This is a genomic window from Streptomyces sp. NPDC030245 (genome assembly GCF_055572995.1).
Genome location: NZ_JBVICF010000007.1, coordinates 284,345 through 303,985 on the forward strand (window position 1 = coordinate 284,345; position 19,641 = coordinate 303,985).

Genomic DNA, 19,641 nt, shown 5'->3' on the forward strand with positions numbered 1-19,641 from the left:
CGGGCTCTTATCCGCGTACGGACCCTCAGGCCTCGTCGTCGCCGGGCTTCTCACCCTCGGCGGAGTCGACCTCGGACTCCAGGCCCAGCTGCTCCACGAGCCAGCGGTCGAACTCGATCGCGGCGCGCACCCAGCTGACCGTCGACGACACGAAGTGCTCCAGCGAGACACCGGTGCCGATCAGCATCTGCGCCTCACCGATGAGGCGGACCGTGCCGTCGTCGTGCGTGTGGCTGTAGACCTTCGGCCACAGCGTGCGGCGGTTCCAGTCGTCGATCGACTCGAGAAGCTGCTGCTTCTCCTCGATCTGGTGCGGCCGGTCGTAGAACGTCCGCACCGAGAAGACCTGCTGGTCGTCCTCGCCGCGGAACATGAAGTACGTACGGAACTCCTCCCACGGCGCCGCGAGGTCACCCTCGTCGTCGACGACGTGCTTGAGCTCCATCTGGTCCAGGAGCTGCTTGACCAGGTCCTGGTCGGGGACGACGGGGCCCGCCGGTCCTGAGCCCTGCTGCGGGTCGGGCTGTCCCCCGAAATTCGGAATCGAGGACGGGTCGATGCTCACGTGCTGTGTCCCTTCGTATGGATGGGCCCATCCTCTCTCAGGAAGGGCCCCCGGGGGCAAGCCCGGCTGCTCGCCTGCCGGGTTTCCGCCGTTCGCCGACCGCGGACAGGCGGTGTCCGAGCGCGCAGTTCCCCGCGCCCCCAGGGGGGCGCGGAGCGCCCCTTCAGGGGCGCGGGGAACTGCGCGAGGACGGACCACGACCCGCAGACGGGAACCGACCGAACCGCGCAGACGGGACCCCGCTACAGGGACTTGCCCGGCGAGGAAGTCGTCGACGGGCCGACGATGAGGCCGTCGGCGACGCGGTCGACGCGGACGACGTCACCGTCCTTGACCTCCCCCGCAAGGATCTCCTTGGCGAGCCGATCGCCGATGGAGGTCTGGATGAGCCGCCGCAGCGGCCGCGCCCCGTACGCCGGATCGTTGCCCTCGTCCGCCAGCCAGGCCAGCGCCTCGGGCGTGACGTCCAGCGTCAGCTGCCGGTCCGCGAGCCGCTTGGCGAGGCGGTCGATCTGCAACGCGGCGATGTGCGCGAGTTCGTCCTTGGTGAGCGCCGAGAAGACGACGAGGTCGTCGAGCCGGTTGAGGAACTCGGGCTTGAAGGAGGCCCGCACGACCTCCAGGACCTGCTGCTTCTTCTCCTCCTCGGAGGTGAGCGGCTCGACCAGGTACTGGCTGCCCAGGTTGGACGTAAGGACCAGGATCGTGTTGCGGAAGTCGACCGTCCGCCCCTGCCCGTCGGTGAGCCGCCCGTCGTCGAGGACCTGGAGCAGGACGTCGAAGACCTCCGGGTGCGCCTTCTCGACCTCGTCGAGGAGGACGACGCTGTACGGACGGCGGCGCACCGCCTCGGTGAGCTGGCCGCCCTCCTCGTACCCGACGTACCCGGGAGGGGCGCCGACGAGGCGGGCGACGCTGTGCTTCTCGCCGTACTCGCTCATGTCGATGCGGACCATGGCCCGCTCGTCGTCGAAGAGGAAGTCCGCGAGGGCCTTGGCCAGCTCGGTCTTGCCGACGCCGGTCGGACCGAGGAAGAGGAAGGAGCCGGTGGGCCGGTCGGGGTCGGCGATCCCGGCGCGGGTGCGCCGCACCGCGTCGGAGACGGCCCGCACGGCCTCGCCCTGCCCGATGAGCCGCTTGCCGAGCTCGTCCTCCATGCGCAGCAGTTTCTGCGTCTCGCCCTCCAGGAGCCGCCCGGCGGGGATACCGGTCCAGGCGCCGACCACATCGGCGATGTCGTCGGGCCCGACCTCCTCCTTCACCATGGTGTCCTTGGACTGGGCGGCAGCCTCCTCCTCGGCCTCGGAGGCCGCTTCGAGGTCGCGCTCCAGGGCGGGGATCTCTCCGTAGAGCAGCTTGCTCGCGGTGTCGAAGTCGCCGTCGCGCTGGGCGCGCTCGGCCTGGCCGCGCAGTTCGTCGAGCTTCTCCTTCAGCTCACCGACGCGGTTGAGGGACTGCTTCTCCTTCTCCCAGCGGGCAGTGAGGCCGCGCAGCTCCTCCTCCTTGTCGGCGAGGTCGCGCCGGAGCTTGTCGAGACGCTGCTTGCTCGCGGGGTCGGTCTCCTTGCTGAGCGCGAGCTCCTCCATCCGCAGCCGGTCGACGGCGCGCTGGAGCTCGTCGATCTCGACGGGCGAGGAGTCGATCTCCATCCGGAGCCGGGACGCGGCCTCGTCGACGAGGTCGATGGCCTTGTCGGGCAGGAAGCGGGAGGTGATGTACCGGTCGGAGAGCGAGGCCGCGGCCACCAGGGCGCTGTCGGCGATCTGCACCTTGTGGTGCGCCTCGTACCGCCCCTTGAGCCCGCGGAGGATCGCGATGGAGTCCTCGACGCTCGGCTCGGCGACGAGCACCTGCTGGAAGCGGCGCTCCAGGGCGGGATCCTTCTCGATCCGCTCCCGGTACTCGTCCAGGGTGGTCGCACCCACCATCCGCAGCTCACCGCGGGCGAGCATGGGCTTGAGCATGTTCCCGGCGTCCATGGCGGAGTCGCCGCCGGCCCCGGCGCCGACCACGGTGTGCAGCTCGTCGATGAAGGTGATGATCTGCCCGTCGCTCTCCTTGATCTCGGAGAGGACGGTCTTCAGGCGCTCCTCGAACTCGCCGCGGTACTTCGCGCCGGCGACCATGGCGCCCAGGTCGAGGGAGACGAGCCGCTTGTTCTTCAGCGACTCGGGGACGTCCCCCTTCACGATGCGCTGGGCGAGCCCTTCCACGACGGCGGTCTTGCCGACACCCGGCTCACCGATGAGGACGGGATTGTTCTTCGTACGCCGCGACAGCACCTGAACCACCCGCCGGATCTCCTGGTCCCGTCCGATGACGGGGTCGAGCCGTCCTTCGCGGGCCGCCGCGGTGAAGTCGGTGCCGAACTTCTCCAGTGCCTTGTACTGACCCTCGGGGTCGGGTGTGGTCACCCGGCGCCCTCCCCTTGTCTTCTCGAAAGCGTCCAGCAGCTTCTTGCTGCCGGCCCCGTGCTGAGTGAGTACGTCCCCGGCCTTGCCGCCCTTGGCCGCGATGCCGATGAGCAGGTGCTCGGTGGACAGATAGTCGTCCCCGAGCTCCTTCGCGCGCTGTCCGGCGTCCGAGACGACGGCCAGCAGTTCACGGTCGGGCTGGGGCGGCGCGACCGTGGACCCGGTCACGCTGGGCAGGCCCGCGAGGACGCGCTCGGTGTCCGCGCGCACGGCGGCCTGGTCGGCGTCGACCGCGGCGAGCAGATCGACGATGTTCTCGTTGTCCTCGCCCTCCAGCAGCGCGAGCAGCAGGTGCGCGGGGGTCAGGTCCGGGTGCCCGTCCTTGACCGCGCGGCTGCTGGCCGCGTTGATCGCGTCCCGGCTCCTGTTGGTCAGCTCGGCGTCCACGTGCGCTTCTCCTCCTTACGGGGTCCTACGGCGGGGGGCCTCCACGAACGGGTCCCCCTCCCACACTGACTTACTCAACCTACACAAACTTGAGTCTATTCCACTCAAGGAGGGGCCGGGAAGTCCGGGCGGCTATGTTCCCTGGTCATGGCCCCGAACCCGCGCATCGACCCGTCCGACCCGCCCGAGCCCTACCTCAGCTTCTGGCGCGAACGGCACCTCTGCACGTTGACGACGCTCCGCCCGGACGGCACCCCGCACGTGGTGCCGGTCGGCGTGACGTACGACCCGGAGGCCGGGGTCGCCCGGGTCCTCGCCCGCAAGACGAGCCGGAAGGTCGCACACATCCTGGCGGCGACGGGCGTGGAAGGCCCCGGGGCGCGGGTGGCGGTCTGCCAGTTCGCGGGCCGGCGCTGGGCGACGCTGGAGGGCCACGCGGTCGTGCGAACGGAACCGGAGGCGGTGGCGGAAGCGGAGGACCGCTACGAGGAACGCTACGAACGCCGCCCGTCCCCGAACCCGGACCGGGTCCTGATCGAGATCACGGTGACCCGAGCACTGGGCAAGCCCTGACGCCGTCCGTACTTGTACGTGCTTCGCTTCCCGCACACCACAGCGGCGCCACCGTGTTCAGGTCCACGGTGGCGCCGCTGCTGGGGGAAGCGCCTGCGCGATTTACAACGACGGGGGAATCGCGTCAGGCACTGCGGGGGGTGGCTGTGATGTTGTCCGAGACGCCCATGGCGTCCGGGCCCTGCTGTTCCTGCTGCCCGACCATCTGGTGGTCGCGCCGGTCGAGATTGACGAACACCATCCCGTACCGGATGGCACACCGCACGGGCTGCGGTGCCCCGCGGGGCCGCCGCAGGCACCGGTAGGCCCGGATCTCCTCCTCGTCATCACGAGTGACGACGATCGGCTCACCGAGCAGGGTCACCATCAAGGAGTCACCGCGGTGAGGGATCGCGGTCACCAGATCGATGAAGTGCCACCCGGACCGGTAGGCGGTGGCCATTTCTCGGCGGAAGGTGCGGTCGTCGGGAGGGGTGCTCATGATGCGGCGCCTCCTGCCGGGGTAGAGGCCCAGATGACATCACTCTTCGAAGCGGACGCCCAGATGACGTCGCCCTGCGGAGCTGCGTCCCAGATGACGTCCAACGGCGCAGCAGCGGGCACCGACGTGCGCGTCGCGGCCGTATCGGCATCCGCACGCACATCGAGACCACTGAAGGCGCTGACAGCCAACCCAACGGAGAAGGCACAGACAAGTACCGAGCGAAGCTTTCCCTGGCGCATAGCGGGCTTCGTCCTCACTTCCATCGCGACTCTCCCCCGGCCTTCCAAGACGATGGCTCATTCAGCCATGCGAACACCACAGGACCGATGCATCATGTTCCTGCACGTTCAGGACCCTGGGGGGTGGAGGCATGACAACAAACAGCCCAATTAGGGCACATCCACACGCCATGGCCGAACTATGTGATGAGGGCAAGCGGCTCTACGCCAACGCGCTGCGTACCGGACGCATCCGACGAACCGAAGCGGAAGCCGCTCCTTGCCTGATGGAGTTCGCCCTTCTGGATCCTGATCCGGACGACCCCGACTGGCTTCGCCCTGTTCCGCCCACCTCTGTTCTCGCGCAACGCCTAAGGCCCATCGAGCGCGAAATTCAGGAGCGCAGGGCCCTCGCCAACCAACTGTCCGTCACTTTCGAGCCATTTATGGCAATTAGCGCACAGGACCGGCCCGCCGTACATTCGATCACCGTCCTGGAAGGCGGGAGCCGCATCAACGCGGCCATCCAAGTGGCCATAGCCGAGTGCCAGTCGGAGGTGATTACCGTCCAGCCCGGTGGCGGCCGCAGTGAGGCGATCGTCACCGAAGCCGTGAAACAGAGCCAGAGCATCCTCGATCGGGGCATCAGGATGCGGACGCTCTACCAGCACACCGCCCGCCACAGCCAGGCCACCCTCGCGTATGCCGAGCACATGCGGCAAGGGAAGGTGGAGGTTCGCACCCTCGAAGAACTCATAGAACGGCTGATGATCTTCGACCGTACTGTGGCCTTCATACCTGCCCGCGAAGACCGCCAGGCGGCCCTGGAACTCCGCCACCCCGGTCTGGTCCAGTATCTGGCCAACGTCTTCGAGCAGCTCTGGCAGCGCGCCTCGCCACTGCTCGAAGAGGCGCCGTACGCCCCCACGACCGACGGCATAACCGGCGTCCAACGCTCCATAGCCAAACTCCTCGTCGAAGGCCACGTCGACGAGGCCATCGCCCGCCGCCTCGGCATGAACGTCCGCACCTGCCGCGCCCACATAGCGAAGATCGCCGCCGCCCTCGGCAGCGGCAGCCGCGCCCAACTCGGCTACCTGATCGCCCAGTCCGGCATCCTCGACCAGGACCACCCGAAGTGACCGCCCGACCTCAGTCTTCCCCACGGCCCGAGCGACACGCCCCTCGACGGGAACCCCCACGGTGAAGTGAACGCACGCGCATACAATCGCGTCGCTTGAAGCACCGGGGAGGGGACGCCACATGGTCGCCGAGCATGTGCCGCACGGGGTCGAGGAACTCTGCGAAGCAGGCTCAGCCATCTACAGCCGCGCACTTCGGGCAGGGCGGATCCGCAGCAAGGAAGCCGAAGCGAGCCCCTGTCTCATCGACTTCGGCCTGCTGCATCCTGACATCGACAATACGCAGTGGCTCCACCCCACCCCGCCCGCCGCAGCCCTCCCCCACCTGCTTCGCGTCATAGAGGACCGCATAAGCCATCACCGGCGCCGGGAGGAGAAGCTGACGGCGACGTTCAGCTCCTTTCTCTCCCTGGGCAGCCAGGTCACCGCCGGCGGCGAGACCTCCGCCATCACCGTCCTGGACGGCATGGCACGCATCGACGCGGCGATAGACCAAGCGGTCGCGGAAACCTTCGAGGAAGTGCTCACCGTGCAACCCGGTGGGGCCCGCCTGCCCAAGCAGATGGCGGAATCACTGCCCCGCGGACAGGAGATCCTGTCCCGAGGCGGCCGCATGCGCACTCTCTACCAGCACACAACGCGCCATTCCCTACCGGTCCTCGCACACTACGAACAACTCCGCGGCGACGCCGAAGTCCGCACCCTCGACGAAGTCACCGAACGCCTCTTCGTCTTCGACCGGTCCGTGGCCTTCATTCCGGCCGTCAAGGACCCGAAGCGTCCCGTGGCCCTGGAGATCCGGCACGCGGCCATCGTCGACTACCTCGTCACCACCTTCTACCGCCTGTGGCGCCTGGCGACGCCGATGTTCCCGTACACCGCACCGCAAGCCCCACGGGACGGCATCACCACACGGCAAAGAGCCATCGCCGGCCTCCTCATAGAAGGCCTCACCGACGCCGAGATCGCCACCCGCCTCGGCATGAACATCCGCACCGCCCGCGTCCACATCGCCAAACTCGCCGCCACCCTCGGCAGCAACAGCCGCGCCCAACTCGGATATCTGATAGGTCAAGCAGGGATTCTCGAGCAGGGGCGACCCCAGAACCGGACACCCTGAAACAGCCGTCCAGAAGCAGACACTTCACCTGCGGCATCCGGCCCCGGCTCACCCCGCCTGCATAGAATCGCGACGCTTCAACCAGGCAGGAGGGGGCTCGCATGGCCACGAAGCACTTACCGCACTCGTTCGAGGAAATCTGTGAAGCCGGGTTGTCCGTCTACGCCCGCGCCCTGCGTGAAGGCCGGATCAACCGCAACGCCGCCGAACCGGCCCCGTGCCTCGTCCGTCTCGGCCTCCTGCAACCCGGCCCCGACGACCCGCAGTGGCTGCACCCCACCAGCACCACCGTCACCGTGCTCGACGGACTCGACCGCATCAACGCGGCCATCGACCGCGCCATGAACGAGGTCACCGAGGAGTTCCTGGCCGTCCAGCCCGGCGGTACCCGGCCCCCCGAGACCTTGGCCGAAGTCTTCCCCCGGGACCAGGCCATCCTCACCCGGGGCTGCCGGATGCGGACCCTCTACCAGCACACAACGCGCCATTCTCTGCCCGTGCTCGCCTACTTCGAACAGCTCGACGGCGACACCGAGGCGCGCACCCTCCACGAGGTCACCGACCGGCTCTTCGTCTTCGACCGGACCGTGGCGTTCATCCCGGCGAGCAAGGACCGCAGCGTCGCCCTCGAACTGCGCCAGCCCGCCCTCGTCGAGTACTTCGCCACCACCTTCTGGCGGCTGTGGCGCCTGGCCACCCCCATGTGGCCGCAAGCCGCTCCCCAACCCGCCGAGAACGGCATCACCCCCCGACAGCACGCCATCGCCGGCCTCCTCGTCGAAGGCCTCACCGACGCCGAGATCGCCACCCGCCTCGGCATGAACATCCGCACCGCCCGCGTCCACATCGCCAAACTCGCCGCCACCCTCGGCAGCAACAGCCGCGCCCAACTGGGGTATCTCATAGCGCGGTCAGGAGTTCTTGAGCGGAGTTCTTGATCGGAGTTCTTGATCGGGGGCCCGCCTAGCCCCCGGGGGGCCAGTTCGGTCCGTGATGTGCGTATTGCGCCCTCTTGTTCCCTCCTCAGCTCGCTGCACCGCAACAAGATGGCGCTACCGCCGCGCCTCCCCGCACGGCAAGCTCGGTGCAGCGGCGGGGGCATCTAGTCGGCCCCCTCCCGCTTCCCCCGAGCGCCCCGGCTGGCTGCTCCCCCGTAGCCGCCCGGGGCGCTCTCACGTCACGGCGTCAAAGAGCCGCCCCACTCGCGCAGCAGTTCCTCGCGCTCCGACGCCCGCGGCGACCCGCCCTCGTGGCGGCGGCCCCAGTCGGACATCGCGGCCAGCGTGGTGAGAAGGGTGCCCGCGCCTTCGGTGAGGTGGGCGAGGAGGGCTCGGGAGAGGTCGTACTCCGTGCGGGAGTAGCCGACCGCCGCCGCCGTGTACGCCGTCAGTTCCGTCTCCTCGCCCTCGGCGTCCGTGAGCCGCACCGTCATCGTCGGAGCCTCGTCGCCGCCGCCGAGGCCCACCGTCAGGGCCAGGTCGACGACCACGCCCACGTGCCGCTTCAGGGACTTCACGGGGACGTCGTCGACGGTCAGCGCGCGCACGTCCTCCCACGGCCACATGCCGGACTGCTTGTCGCCGAGGGCCAGTACGCCCTCCGGCGTCAGCCGCACCCCGGGAGCGAGCCCGGCCGGCTTCGCCCCCACGTACACATCGCCCTCGGCGATCCAGAACAGGCCCACCATGGCCATGTCAGTTCAACTCCCCGTACCCGTACACACGTACGCCCATACACACGTCGAAGCGGGGCCGGGAGGTCATCAAACCTCCCGGCCCCGCTTCAGCGTACTCAGCCCGTGACCGGGACGAACCGGCCGCGGGAACTACTGCTCCGTCGCCCTCTTGGGGCGCCACACCACCAGCGCGCTCGCCTGCTGCACGTCCTGGTAGGGGACGAGGTCACGGCGGTACGAGGCGTGCACCGCCGCTTCGCGCTGCTGCATCGCCGCGGCGGCGCCGTCCACGGCCGCGGAGAGCTCCGCGACCCGCGACTGGAGCGCCGCGACCTGGTTCTCCAGCTCGATGATGCGCTTGATGCCGGCGAGGTTGATGCCCTCTTCCTGCGACAGCTGCTGCACCGTGCGGAGCAGCTCGATGTCGCGGGCGGAATAGCGTCGGCCGCGGCCCGCCGTGCGGTCCGGGGAGACCAGACCCAAGCGGTCGTACTGCCGCAGGGTCTGCGGGTGCAGACCGCTCAGCTGGGCGGCCACCGAGATGACGTACACGGGTGTCTCGTCGGTGAGTTGGTACGGATTATGACGACGGCCGACCCTATCCATGGGTCACGCTCCCTTCGCGGCCTGGAACAGTTCTGCCCGCGGGTCGTCGCCCGCAGTCGCCTTGCGGTAGGACTCCAGAGCTTCCTTCGCCGAGTCCGACAGGGATGTCGGGACCGACACCTCCACCGTCACCAGGAGGTCGCCCCGGGTGCCGTCCTTGCGGACCGCGCCCTTTCCGCGGGCCCGCATCGTACGACCGTTCGGCGTGCCTGCGGGGAGCTTCAGGGTGACGGGTGGCCCACCCAGGGTGGGCACCTTCACCTCGCCGCCCAGCGTCGCCTCCGGGTACGTCACCGGAACCGTGACCGTGAGGTTGTCGCCCTTGCGGCCGAAGACCGGGTGGCTGTCGACGTGCACGACGACATAGAGGTCGCCCGCCGGACCACCCCGCTCGCCGGGCGCGCCCTTGCCGCGCAGGCGGATGCGCTGCCCGTCCGAGACACCGGCCGGGATCCGCACCTGCATGGTGCGCGACGACTTGGCGCGGCCGCTGCCGCCGCAGACCTCGCAGGGGTCCTGGGCGATGAGCCCACGGCCCTTGCAGTCCATGCACGGGTCGGTGAGGGAGAACCCTCCGCCGCCGCCCCGCGAGACCTGGCCCGTGCCGACGCAGGTCGGGCACACGCGCGGTGTGCCGTTCTTGTCGCCGGTGCCGGAGCACGCCTTGCAGGCGGCCTGGGAGGACATGCGGAGCGGCACCGTCGCGCCGTCCACCGCCTCCGTGAAGCTGAGCGTGACCTCGGACTCGATGTCCTGGCCGCGCCTCGGCTGCGTACGCGTGCCGGCTCCGGCACCCGCGCCGCCGCGGTTGAACAGGCCCCCGAAGACGTCACCGAGACCGCCCCCGAAGCCGCCGGCCGCTCCACCGCCACCCGGGCCGCCGCCTCCGAAGAGGTCGCCCAGGTCGAAGTTGAACGATCCGCCGCCGGCTCCGGGGCCCTGCCGGAATCCACCGTTGCCGAAGAGAGCACGCGCTTCGTCGTACTCCTTGCGCTTCTTGGGGTCCCCGAGGACGTCGTTCGCCTCGGAGATCTCCTTGAAGCGCTCCTCCGCCTTGGTGTTGCCCTTGTTGGCGTCCGGGTGGTTCTCGCGGGCGAGCTTCCGGTACGCCTTCTTGATCTCGGCTTCGGTGGCGTCCTTGGGGACGCCGAGGACCTTGTAGTAGTCCTTCTCGATGAAGTCCTTGGTGCTCATCCCCGACGTCCCTCCTCACTCATGTCGTGACCGTCAGCCCTCGTCCGGGCCACCGGTCTCCTTCTCGTCCGTCTTCTGCTCCGCGGCCGCGGAGCCGGCGGAGCCCGCGGAGGCCGTGGAGCCGTCGGAATCCTCGCCCTTGACGGTCTGCGCGCCGGGCTGCGGCTCGGCGACGGCCACCCGCGCGGGGCGGATGGTGCGCTCGCCGATCCGGTACCCCGGCTGAAGGATCGCGACGCAGGTCGTCTCGGTGACGTCCGGTGCGTAGCTGTGCATCAGGGCTTCGTGGATCGTCGGGTCGAAGGGCTCGCCCTCCTTGCCGAACTGCTGGAGGCCCATCTTGGCGACGACGGTCTCCAGCGACTCGGCGACCGACTTGAAGCCGCCGACCAGCTCGCCGTGCTCACGCGCGCGGCCGATGTCGTCGAGGGTGGGGAGGAGCTCGGAGAGGAGGTTCGCCGAGGCGATCTCCTTCACCGCGACCTTGTCCCGCTCCACCCGACGGCGGTAGTTCTGGTACTCGGCCTGAAGCCGCTGGAGGTCCGCGGTGCGCTCGTTGAGCGCGGAGCGCACCTGGTCCAGCTGGGCGGTCAGGCCCACATCCTGGGCGGACGTCTTGCTCTCTGCTGCGTCCCCGGCCGGGGCCGCCGGGCCCTCCTCGGTGGAGGGCTCGGCGGCCTTCGGCGCCGCGTCATCAGGGGTGGCGCCGGAGGGGACGTCAGGCTTCTCGGCGTCCTCGCCGAAGCCCGGGGTCTCCTCGGTCATCAGGCGGCGCCACCCTTCGCGTCTCCGGGCTTCTCGTCGTCGACGATCTCGGCGTCGACGACTCCGTCGTCCTCCTTGGCCTGGTCGGCACCCGGGGCGGCGCCCTCGGGACCGCCCGCGGCCTGCGCGCCCTGGGCGTCGGCGTACATCGCCTGGCCCAGCTTCTGCGAGACGGCGGCGACCTTCTCGGTGGCGGTGCGGATCTCGGCCGTGTCCTCGCCCTTGAGCTTCTCCTTCAGCTCATTGACGGCTTCCTCGACCTCGGTCTTCACGTCACCGGGGACCTTTTCCTCGTTGTCCTTGAGGAACTTCTCGGTCTGGTAGACGAGCTGCTCGCCCTGGTTGCGGGCCTCGGCGGCCTCGCGGCGGGCGTGGTCCTCGTCCGCGTACTTCTCGGCCTCTTCGCGCATCCGGTTGACCTCGTCCTTCGGCAGCGAGGAGCCACCGGTGACGGTCATCTTCTGCTCCTTGCCCGTGCCGAGGTCCTTCGCGGTCACGTGCATGATGCCGTTGGCGTCGATGTCGAAGGAGACCTCGATCTGCGGGACGCCGCGCGGGGCCGGCGGCAGGCCCGTCAGCTCGAACATGCCGAGCTTCTTGTTGTACGCCGCGATCTCGCGCTCGCCCTGGTAGACCTGGATCTGCACCGACGGCTGGTTGTCCTCGGCCGTCGTGAAGATCTCCGACCGCTTGGTCGGGATGGTCGTGTTGCGCTCGATGAGCTTCGTCATGATGCCGCCCTTGGTCTCGATGCCGAGGGAGAGCGGGGTCACGTCGAGGAGCAGGACGTCCTTGACCTCACCCTTGAGGACACCGGCCTGGAGCGAGGCGCCGATGGCGACGACCTCGTCCGGGTTCACACCCTTGTTGGCGTCCTTGCCGCCGGTGAGCTCCTTGACGAGCTCGGCGACGGCGGGCATGCGGGTGGAGCCACCGACGAGAACGACGTGGTCGATCTCGCTCAGCTGGATGCCCGCGTCCTTGATGACGTTGTGGAACGGGGTCTTGCAGCGCTCCAGGAGGTCGGACGTGAGCTGCTGGAACTGGGCGCGCGTGAGCTTCTCGTCCAGGTGCAGCGGGCCCTCGGCGGAGGCCGTGATGTAGGGCAGGTTGATCGTGGTCTCCGTGGAGGAGGACAGCTCGATCTTGGCCTTCTCGGCCGCCTCGCGCAGGCGCTGGAGCGCCATCTTGTCCTTGGAGAGGTCCACGCCGTGGCCGTTGTTGAACTGCTTGACCAGGTAGTCGACGACGCGCTGGTCCCAGTCGTCACCACCGAGGTGGTTGTCGCCGTTCGTGGCCTTCACCTCGACGACGCCGTCGCCGATCTCGAGGAGCGAGACGTCGAAGGTGCCGCCACCGAGGTCGAAGACCAGAATGGTCTGGTCGTCCTTGTCGAGGCCGTAGGCAAGGGCGGCGGCGGTCGGCTCGTTGACAATACGCAGGACGTTCAGGCCCGCGATCTCGCCGGCCTCCTTGGTGGCCTGGCGCTCGGAGTCGTTGAAGTACGCCGGGACGGTGATGACCGCGTCGGCCACCTTCTCGCCCAGGTACGACTCGGCGTCGCGCTTCAGCTTCTGAAGGATGAACGCCGAGATCTGCTGGGGGTTGAATCCCTTGTCGTCGATGTCCACCTTCCAGTCGGTGCCCATGTGGCGCTTGACCGACCGGATGGTCCTGTCGACGTTCGTGACCGCCTGGCGCTTGGCGACCTCGCCGACGAGCACCTCGCCGTTCTTCGCGAAGGCGACGACGGACGGCGTGGTCCTGGCGCCCTCGGCGTTGGTGATGACGGTGGGCTCGCCGCCTTCGAGAACGCTGACGACGGAGTTAGTCGTGCCCAGGTCGATGCCGACCGCACGTGCCATTTCGGTTCCTCCAGATGTACTTCTTGAGTGGATCTGACTCAAGCATGCATGAGCGCTGCGTCGGCGTCAACAGATGTGAGTCTGGGGCACTCAAGTCTTATCCCGCGCTTACGCGCAGGTATGGGGCCTCCCGGGGGTGGTTTTTCGGCCGCGGGCGCGTCGTGGCTGGTCGCGCAGTTCCCCGCGCCCCTGAACAGCGCCACCGCGGCCGGCGGCGTCAGGCGCCGCTCAGGGTTGCCTGAGCGACGCAGATCACCGGGTTGCTGGCTACAGTGCGGCGGAGTAAGTGGGTAGTCTCAGACGGACTGCATAAGTTACCGCTTAGTAATAGTTCGCCTCGCAGGCCCGAGGAGCCCCCAATGCAACTCGCCGCGATCATCGTGTCGCTGGTCCTAATCGCGGTCGGCGTCGCGCTGTTCGGCCGTGCCATCGTGCAGATCTACAAGTTCGTACGGCTCGGTCAGCCCGTGCCCGCCGGACTCAGGACCGACAACCCGGTCCAGCGCACCCTCACCGTGGTCAAGGAGTTCCTCGGCCACACGCGCATGAACAGGTGGGGCATCGTCGGCTTCGCGCACTGGTTCGTGGCGGTGGGCTTCTTCTCGCTGCTGCTGACGATCGTCAACGCCTTCGGCCAGCTCTTCCAGGCCGACTGGATCCTGCCGGTCATCGGTGACTGGGCGCCGTACAACGTCTTCGTCGAGTTCATCGGCACCATGACCGTGCTCGGCATCCTCACGCTGATCGTCATCCGGCAGCTGAACAAGCCCGGAAAGCCGGGCCGCAAGTCCCGCTTCGCGGGATCGAAGACCGGCCAGGCGTACTTCGTCGAGTCCGTCATCCTCATCGTCGGCGTCTGCATCTTCACGCTGCACGCCCTGGAGGGTGCCCAGCACCACGTCGACAGCTACGAGGCGTCGTTCTTCATCTCGTACCCGGTGGTCCAGTGGTTCGCGGACATGGACCTCTCCACCCTCCAGAACCTCACGTATTTCTTCGCCGGGCTGAAGATCGCGACCTCCTTCATCTGGATGATCGTCGTCTCCCTGAACACCAACATGGGTGTGGCCTGGCACCGCTTCCTCGCCTTCCCGAACATCTGGTTCAAGCGCGAGGCGGACGGCGGTACGACGCTCGGCGAGCTTCAGCCCATGACGTCGGGCGGCAAGCCGATCGACTGGGAGGACCCGGCCGACGACGCCGTCTTCGGTGTCTCCCAGGTCGAGCAGTTCAGCTGGAAGGGCATCCTCGACTTCTCCACCTGCACCGAGTGCGGCCGCTGCCAGTCGCAGTGCCCCGCCTGGAACACCGGCAAGCCGCTCTCCCCCAAGCTCCTCATCATGTCGCTGCGCGACCACGCGCACGCCAAGGCCCCGTACCTGCTCGCGGGCGGCGGCAAGACGATGGAGGGCGAGGAGAAGGCGACCGAGGAGCAGCTGAAGGACGTGCCCGCCGCCGCCCTCGCGGAGGCCGAGCGCCCGCTCATCGGCACGTACGAGGAGAACGGCGTCATCGACCCGGACGTCCTGTGGTCCTGCACCACCTGCGGCGCCTGCGTCGAGCAGTGCCCGGTCGACATCGAGCACATCGACCACATCGTCGACATGCGCCGCTACCAGGTGATGATCGAGTCCGCGTTCCCGTCCGAGGCGGGCACGATGCTCAAGAACCTGGAGAAGAAGGGCAACCCCTGGGGCCTCGCCAAGAAGCAGCGCCTGGAGTGGACGAAGGAAGTCGACTTCGAGGTGCCGGTCGTCGGCAAGGACGTCGAGGACCTCACCGAGGTCGAGTACCTGTACTGGGTCGGCTGCGCCGGCGCCCTGGAGGACCGCGCCAAGAAGACCACGAAGGCCTTCGCGGAGCTCCTGCACATCGCGGGCGTCAAGTTCGCGATCATGGGCGGCGACGAGAAGTGCACCGGTGACTCGGCGCGGCGCCTGGGCAACGAGCCGCTGTTCCAGCAGCTCGGCCAGGAGAACGTCATGACGCTGAACGCGGCGTTCGGCGAGGAGTTCGACGACGACGGCAAGGTCACGCCCGAGTCGCGGAAGCCGAAGACGGCCAAGAAGATCGTCTCGACCTGCCCGCACTGCTTCAACACCATCGCCAACGAGTACCCGCAGCTCGGCGGCGACTACGAGGTCATCCACCACACGCAGCTGCTCCAGCACCTCATCGACGAGGGCAAACTGATCCCGGTGACGCCGGTCGAGGGCCTCATCACCTACCACGACCCGTGCTACCTGGGCCGCCACAACAAGGTCTACACGCCCCCGCGCGAGATCATGTCGTCCGTCCCCGGCCTGCGCCAGCAGGAGATGCACCGCCACAAGGAGCGCGGCTTCTGCTGCGGCGCCGGTGGTGCGCGCATGTGGATGGAGGAGCGCATCGGCAAGCGCATCAACACGGAGCGGGTCGACGAGGCGCTGTCGCTCAACCCCGACATCGTCTCGACCGCCTGCCCGTTCTGCCTCGTCATGCTCACGGACTCCGTGAACGGCAAGAAGAACGACGGCCAGGCCAAGGAGTCCCTCCAGGTCGTGGACGTCGCGCAGCTCCTCCTCGACTCCGTGAAGACGCCGGTCGACCCGGCGGGCGACGCCGAGTCGGCGGACGAGCCGGAACCCGAGCCGGTGAAGTAACGGCACGTCACAACGGTGCAGGCCGGTTCCGCCTTCGGGCGGGACCGGCCTGTTCGCGTTGCATCCATGGGTACCGCGTCACTACTTCGGGTCGCGGTTGAACTTCGACGTCGACCAGAAGTAGCCGAGCACCGCGAGCCCCAGGCACCAGCCGGCGGCGAGCCATCCGTGGTGCCCGATCTCGCTGCCGAGCAGCAGGCCGCGCAGGGTCTCGATGGCGGGGGTGAACGGCTGGTACTCGGCGATCGGCTGGAACCAGCCGGGCATCGAGTCGACCGGCGTGAAGGCGCTGGAGAGGAGCGGCAGCAGGATCAGCGGCATCGCGTTGTTGCCGGCGGCCTCGGCGTTCGGGCTGACCAGGCCCATGCCGACCGCGATCCAGGTCAGAGCCGTCGCGAAGAGCACGATCAGCCCGAACGCGGCCAGCCATTCCAGTACGGAGGCGTCGGTGGACCGGAAGCCGATGGCCACGCCGATGGCGCCGACGAGGACGACGCTCGCGACCGCTTGCAGCACGCTGCCGACGACGTGCCCGATGAGCACCGAAGGGCGGTGGATGGCCATCGTGCGGAAGCGGGCGATGATGCCTTCGGTCATGTCGTTGCAGACGGAGACCGCGGTTCCGATCACGGTGCTGCCGATGGTCATCAGGAGCAGGCCGGGGACGACGTACGCGATGTAGGCGGAGCGATCCGCGCCCCCGCTGCCGTCACCGATTCCTGAACTCATCGCGTCGCCGAATATGTAGACGAAGAGCAGCAACAGCATGACCGGGGTGAGCAGCAGGTTGAGGGTGAGGGACGGGTAGCGGCGGGCGTGGAGAAGGTTGCGGCGCAGCATCGTGGACGAGTCGCGCACGGCGAGGGAGAAGGGGCTGGCACTCATCGGACGCTCTCCTGTGTCTGGTCGCGGACGTCGGTGCCGCCGGTGAGGGCGAAGAAGACGTCGTCGAGGTCGGGGGTGTGGACGGTCAGCTGGTCCGCTTCGATGCCGGCGCTGTCGAGCCGGTCGAGGACGGCGCGCAGGGCGCGCTGACTGCCGTCGCTGGCGAGGTGCAGGGCGAGTGCTTCGTCGTCACGGGTGGCGTCGGGCAGGGCGCGGGCGGCGCTCCGATAGGCGGCAGGATCGCTGAAGCGCAGCCGCACATGCCCGCCCGGGACGAGCCGCTTCAACTCCTCCGCACTGCCTTCGGCAGCGATGGCCCCGTCGTTCAGGACCGCAATACGATCGGCGAGCTGATCGGCCTCTTCCAGGTACTGGGTGGTGAGGAAGACGGTGACGCCGTCGGCGACGAGACCGCGGATGATCTGCCACATGTTGTGACGGGAGCGCGGATCGAGGCCGGTGGTCGGTTCGTCGAGGAAGATGATGCGCGGGCTGCCGACCAGGGTCATGGCGATGTCGAGCCGACGCTTCATACCACCGGAGTAAGTAGCGGCAGGCTTCTTGGCGACGCCACCGAGATCAAACCGCTCCAGCAGCTCGGCGACGACCTGCCGCCCTTCTCTCCGGCCCAGATGGTGCAGGTCGGCCATGAGGAGCATGTTCTCCTCGCCGGTGATGAGGCCGTCGACGGCGGAGAACTGTCCGGTGACGCCGATGGCGGCGCGTACGGCCTGGGGGTCGGTGGCGATGTCGTGTCCGGCGATGCGGGCCTGGCCGCCGTCGGCGGTGATGAGGGTGGAGAGGATCTTGACGGCGGTGGTCTTGCCGGCGCCGTTCGGGCCGAGCAGGGAGAAGACGCTGCCGGCCGGCACGGCCAGATCGATGCCGTCGAGGACCGTCTTGTCCCCGTACGCCTTGCGCAACCCGTACGCCGCGATGGCCAGGTCGTCCGTCATGGTGACTGCTCCTTCAGAGGCTTGTGGCAACGGTCAGAGGCTGCGGGCGGCGATGTCGCCGTAGGAGGTGGTCGCGCGGATGGACAGGCCGGCGTCGGGGCCCTCGGCGTTCATGAGGGCGTTGTGGATCCGGCCGTAGGTGGTGCCGGCGTCCAGGGAGGCGGAGACGCCGCGGGCGACGCCGACCGAGATGTCCCCGGCCTCGGTGCGCAGGTCGAGGGCGCCGCGGACGGCTTCGGCGACGCGGATGGCGCCCTTCTGGACGTCGACCTTCGCGGCCCCGGTGAGCCGGCCCACCGCGACGTCCCCCGCCATCAGGGAGAGGACGGCGTCCGCGGCCTCGTCGAGCTTGACCGAGCCCTGCGCGGCCTCGAAGACGACGTCACCGAGGCGTCCGACGCCACGCAGCTCGCCGGCGGCCGCCTTGGCCTCGACCTTGGATCCGGCGGGCAGCTGAACGGTGATCTCGACCGATCCGGCGCCGTTGCCGAGGAGGCGGTTCTTCGGCTCGGCGGCCTCGATCCGCAGGACGCCGTCGCCGTACGCGACGACGATCCGCTCCGCCGCCTTCACGTCCTTGCCGTTCGAGGCGTCGGCGGGCCGGACCTCGACGGCGGTGTCGTCGCGGTCGGCGGCGATGAGCTGGATGCGGCCGGCGGGGATGTCGAGGACGGCGGAGATGGGGGCGGGGGTGGCGAACTTCTGCATGGTGTGCTCCTTGGGTTGGGCCCGGTTGGGCTTGCGGGGCTCGGTGTTTCCGACGAGAGAAAAGCTACGTTGCATTCATGGACGAGGCAACAACTTCGTTGCATCTGACTCCTGTATACGCAGGCCAGAGGCCCCATTTCATTGCAACAACTGTAAATTCAAGGCAACGATGACGAACGCACTCGTTGCAATGGGTTGAAACTGAACGCTAAGCTGACGGCACCAAGGACGACCGCGAGGAGAACGTGATGCCGGGAGGCAGACTCACCCAGCAGGAACGCCGGCAGATCGCGTCGGGGCTGGCCGACGAGCTCGCCTACGCGGAGATCGCCAGGCGCCTGGACCGCCCCACCTCGACGATCACGCGCGAGGTCATGCGCAATGGCGGTCCCACCGCCTACCGCGCCGACCTGGCGCACCGCGCCACCGAGCACCGCGCCCACCGGCGCAAGCAGTCAGCGCCCCGGGGGACGCAGGCCGCCCGACGGGCCTCTGCTTCGACGGCCTCTTCGCAGGCCCATGGGCGCGACGACGAGGCGGTGCGCGAGTACGAGGAGTTGCTCGCCACCGTCTTCATGCAGTCGGGCCTGCCGAAGATGACCGCCCGGGTGCTGGTCGCCGTCTCCGTGAGCGACACGGGCAGCCTCACCGCGTCCGAACTCGTCCAGCACCTTCAGGTCAGCCCGGCGTCGATCTCCAAGGCGGTGGCGTTCCTCGACAGCCAGGGTCTGATCCGCCGGGAGCGCGACGACCGCCGTCGCGAGCGCTATGTCGTCGACAACGACGTCTGGTACCAGTCGATGATCGCCAGCGCCCGGGCCCACACCCAGCTCGTCGAGACGGCGCGGCAGGGTGTCGTCGTCCTCGGCCCCGACACCCCGGCCGGCGCCCGCCTCGAAAACGTCGCCCGTTTCGTGGACTTCGTCTCCGAGAGCATTGTTCGGGCGGCGGAGCAGGCGCGGGAGATTCTGTACACGAAGCCGGATGCTGGCGGTGCCCGGGCGGGGGACTGAGGGAGTCTTCGGTGGGCCGGTGCCTTTGCTGGTGGCCGGGGCCGCCCGGTTTTTGCGGAGTGTGGCGCCTCCGGGCCGCCAGTAAAGGGCGCTCCTGCGTCGCGTCGGCTCCGCCGATTCCGCTCCGCTCCACCCTTGACTGCCGCCCCTCCACCGCACGTCGACTTTGCCCCGGCCGGCCAGGGGTGGGGCGACGGGACTCGCGGGCTGGGCCATCCCCTTTCATCGCCGTGTGCGGCCCGGCCCAACGTAAGCCGACGCCACCGTCGAGGTGGCCGACCCCGGCTACGCCGCTCGGGCCATCCGCTTGCGCTGCCGGGTGCGGACCGGCCCAACGTAGGCGCGCGCCCCGGTCGAGGCTCGGCCACC

At 68.7% G+C, this 19,641-nt stretch carries 17 protein-coding genes; 6 read left to right on the forward strand and 11 right to left on the reverse strand.

All coding sequences use genetic code 11. The features are described 5' to 3' along the window. Positions 1–25: 25 nt before the first annotated feature. Together ACZ4Z4_RS20905 and clpB are read right to left on the reverse strand one after the other, a co-directional pair. The gene (locus ACZ4Z4_RS20905) at positions 26–565 is read right to left on the reverse strand and encodes a type III secretion system chaperone family protein (protein WP_468329057.1); all 540 of its coding nucleotides are present in this window, start codon (positions 563–565) and stop codon (positions 26–28) included. 242 nt (positions 566–807) lie between these two features. Beyond that, positions 808–3,426, reverse strand: a complete 2,619-nt coding sequence (clpB, locus tag ACZ4Z4_RS20910) for an ATP-dependent chaperone ClpB (protein ID WP_468329060.1) — start codon at positions 3,424–3,426, stop codon at positions 808–810. Positions 3,427–3,573: 147 nt separating this feature from the next. Between clpB and ACZ4Z4_RS20915 the strand changes: the two genes are divergently transcribed. Then, complete coding sequence (locus ACZ4Z4_RS20915) at positions 3,574–3,999, forward strand: pyridoxamine 5'-phosphate oxidase family protein (RefSeq protein WP_468329063.1); 426 nt, start codon at positions 3,574–3,576, stop codon at positions 3,997–3,999. Positions 4,000–4,123: 124 nt separating this feature from the next. Here ACZ4Z4_RS20915 and ACZ4Z4_RS20920 read toward each other — a convergent pair whose 3' ends face one another. After that, positions 4,124–4,480, reverse strand: a complete 357-nt coding sequence (locus ACZ4Z4_RS20920; protein ID WP_362987996.1) for a hypothetical protein — start codon at positions 4,478–4,480, stop codon at positions 4,124–4,126. Between the two features lie 373 nt (positions 4,481–4,853). On the opposite strand from ACZ4Z4_RS20920, the gene ACZ4Z4_RS20925 reads away from it, so the two are divergent. From ACZ4Z4_RS20925 to ACZ4Z4_RS20935, 3 genes are all read left to right on the forward strand, one after another. Further along, complete coding sequence (locus tag ACZ4Z4_RS20925; protein ID WP_468329066.1) at positions 4,854–5,843, forward strand: helix-turn-helix transcriptional regulator; 990 nt, start codon at positions 4,854–4,856, stop codon at positions 5,841–5,843. A 121-nt stretch (positions 5,844–5,964) separates the two neighbouring features. Next, positions 5,965–6,963, forward strand: a complete 999-nt coding sequence (locus ACZ4Z4_RS20930) for a helix-turn-helix transcriptional regulator (RefSeq protein ID WP_468329069.1) — start codon at positions 5,965–5,967, stop codon at positions 6,961–6,963. A gap of 101 nt (positions 6,964–7,064) precedes the next feature. Then, positions 7,065–7,901 carry a helix-turn-helix transcriptional regulator gene (locus ACZ4Z4_RS20935; protein WP_468329071.1) on the forward strand — a complete coding sequence of 279 codons (837 nt, stop codon included), beginning with the start codon at positions 7,065–7,067 and terminating at the stop codon, positions 7,899–7,901. Positions 7,902–8,140: 239 nt separating this feature from the next. Here ACZ4Z4_RS20935 and ACZ4Z4_RS20940 read toward each other — a convergent pair whose 3' ends face one another. From ACZ4Z4_RS20940 to dnaK, 5 genes are all read right to left on the reverse strand, one after another. Then, positions 8,141–8,656, reverse strand: a complete 516-nt coding sequence (locus ACZ4Z4_RS20940) for a hypothetical protein (RefSeq protein WP_468329073.1) — start codon at positions 8,654–8,656, stop codon at positions 8,141–8,143. A gap of 132 nt (positions 8,657–8,788) precedes the next feature. Further along, positions 8,789–9,244, reverse strand: coding sequence for a heat shock protein transcriptional repressor HspR (locus ACZ4Z4_RS20945; protein ID WP_468329076.1), 456 nt, complete (start codon positions 9,242–9,244; stop codon positions 8,789–8,791). A gap of 3 nt (positions 9,245–9,247) precedes the next feature. Next, entirely contained in the window at positions 9,248–10,438 is a 1,191-nt protein-coding gene (gene dnaJ / locus ACZ4Z4_RS20950) for a molecular chaperone DnaJ (RefSeq protein ID WP_398302090.1), read from the reverse strand. A 33-nt stretch (positions 10,439–10,471) separates the two neighbouring features. Then, entirely contained in the window at positions 10,472–11,203 is a 732-nt protein-coding gene (grpE, locus tag ACZ4Z4_RS20955) for a nucleotide exchange factor GrpE (RefSeq protein WP_468329079.1), read from the reverse strand. Continuing rightward, positions 11,203–13,068, reverse strand: a complete 1,866-nt coding sequence (gene dnaK, locus ACZ4Z4_RS20960; protein WP_468329083.1) for a molecular chaperone DnaK — start codon at positions 13,066–13,068, stop codon at positions 11,203–11,205. The genes grpE and dnaK overlap by 1 nt, the downstream gene beginning before the upstream one ends. Before the next feature lie 359 nt (positions 13,069–13,427). On the opposite strand from dnaK, the gene ACZ4Z4_RS20965 reads away from it, so the two are divergent. Then, complete coding sequence (locus tag ACZ4Z4_RS20965) at positions 13,428–15,710, forward strand: (Fe-S)-binding protein (RefSeq protein WP_468329086.1); 2,283 nt, start codon at positions 13,428–13,430, stop codon at positions 15,708–15,710. 81 nt (positions 15,711–15,791) lie between these two features. On the opposite strand, the gene ACZ4Z4_RS20970 is transcribed toward ACZ4Z4_RS20965, so the two are convergent. From ACZ4Z4_RS20970 to ACZ4Z4_RS20980, 3 genes are read right to left on the reverse strand one after another with little or no spacing between them, the layout of a single operon-like run. Beyond that, a complete protein-coding gene (locus ACZ4Z4_RS20970) occupies positions 15,792–16,595 on the reverse strand; it encodes an ABC transporter permease (protein ID WP_468329089.1) in 804 nt (267 codons plus the stop codon). Continuing rightward, the gene (locus ACZ4Z4_RS20975; protein WP_468329092.1) at positions 16,592–17,551 is read right to left on the reverse strand and encodes an ATP-binding cassette domain-containing protein; all 960 of its coding nucleotides are present in this window, start codon (positions 17,549–17,551) and stop codon (positions 16,592–16,594) included. The genes ACZ4Z4_RS20970 and ACZ4Z4_RS20975 overlap by 4 nt, the downstream gene beginning before the upstream one ends. 33 nt (positions 17,552–17,584) lie before the next feature. Next, entirely contained in the window at positions 17,585–18,259 is a 675-nt protein-coding gene (locus tag ACZ4Z4_RS20980) for a DUF4097 family beta strand repeat-containing protein (protein ID WP_468329096.1), read from the reverse strand. A gap of 248 nt (positions 18,260–18,507) precedes the next feature. Here ACZ4Z4_RS20980 and ACZ4Z4_RS20985 point away from each other — a divergent pair, with 248 nt between their 5' ends. Continuing rightward, complete coding sequence (locus ACZ4Z4_RS20985; RefSeq protein WP_468329099.1) at positions 18,508–19,272, forward strand: helix-turn-helix domain-containing protein; 765 nt, start codon at positions 18,508–18,510, stop codon at positions 19,270–19,272. The last annotated feature ends 369 nt before the right edge of the window (positions 19,273–19,641 follow it).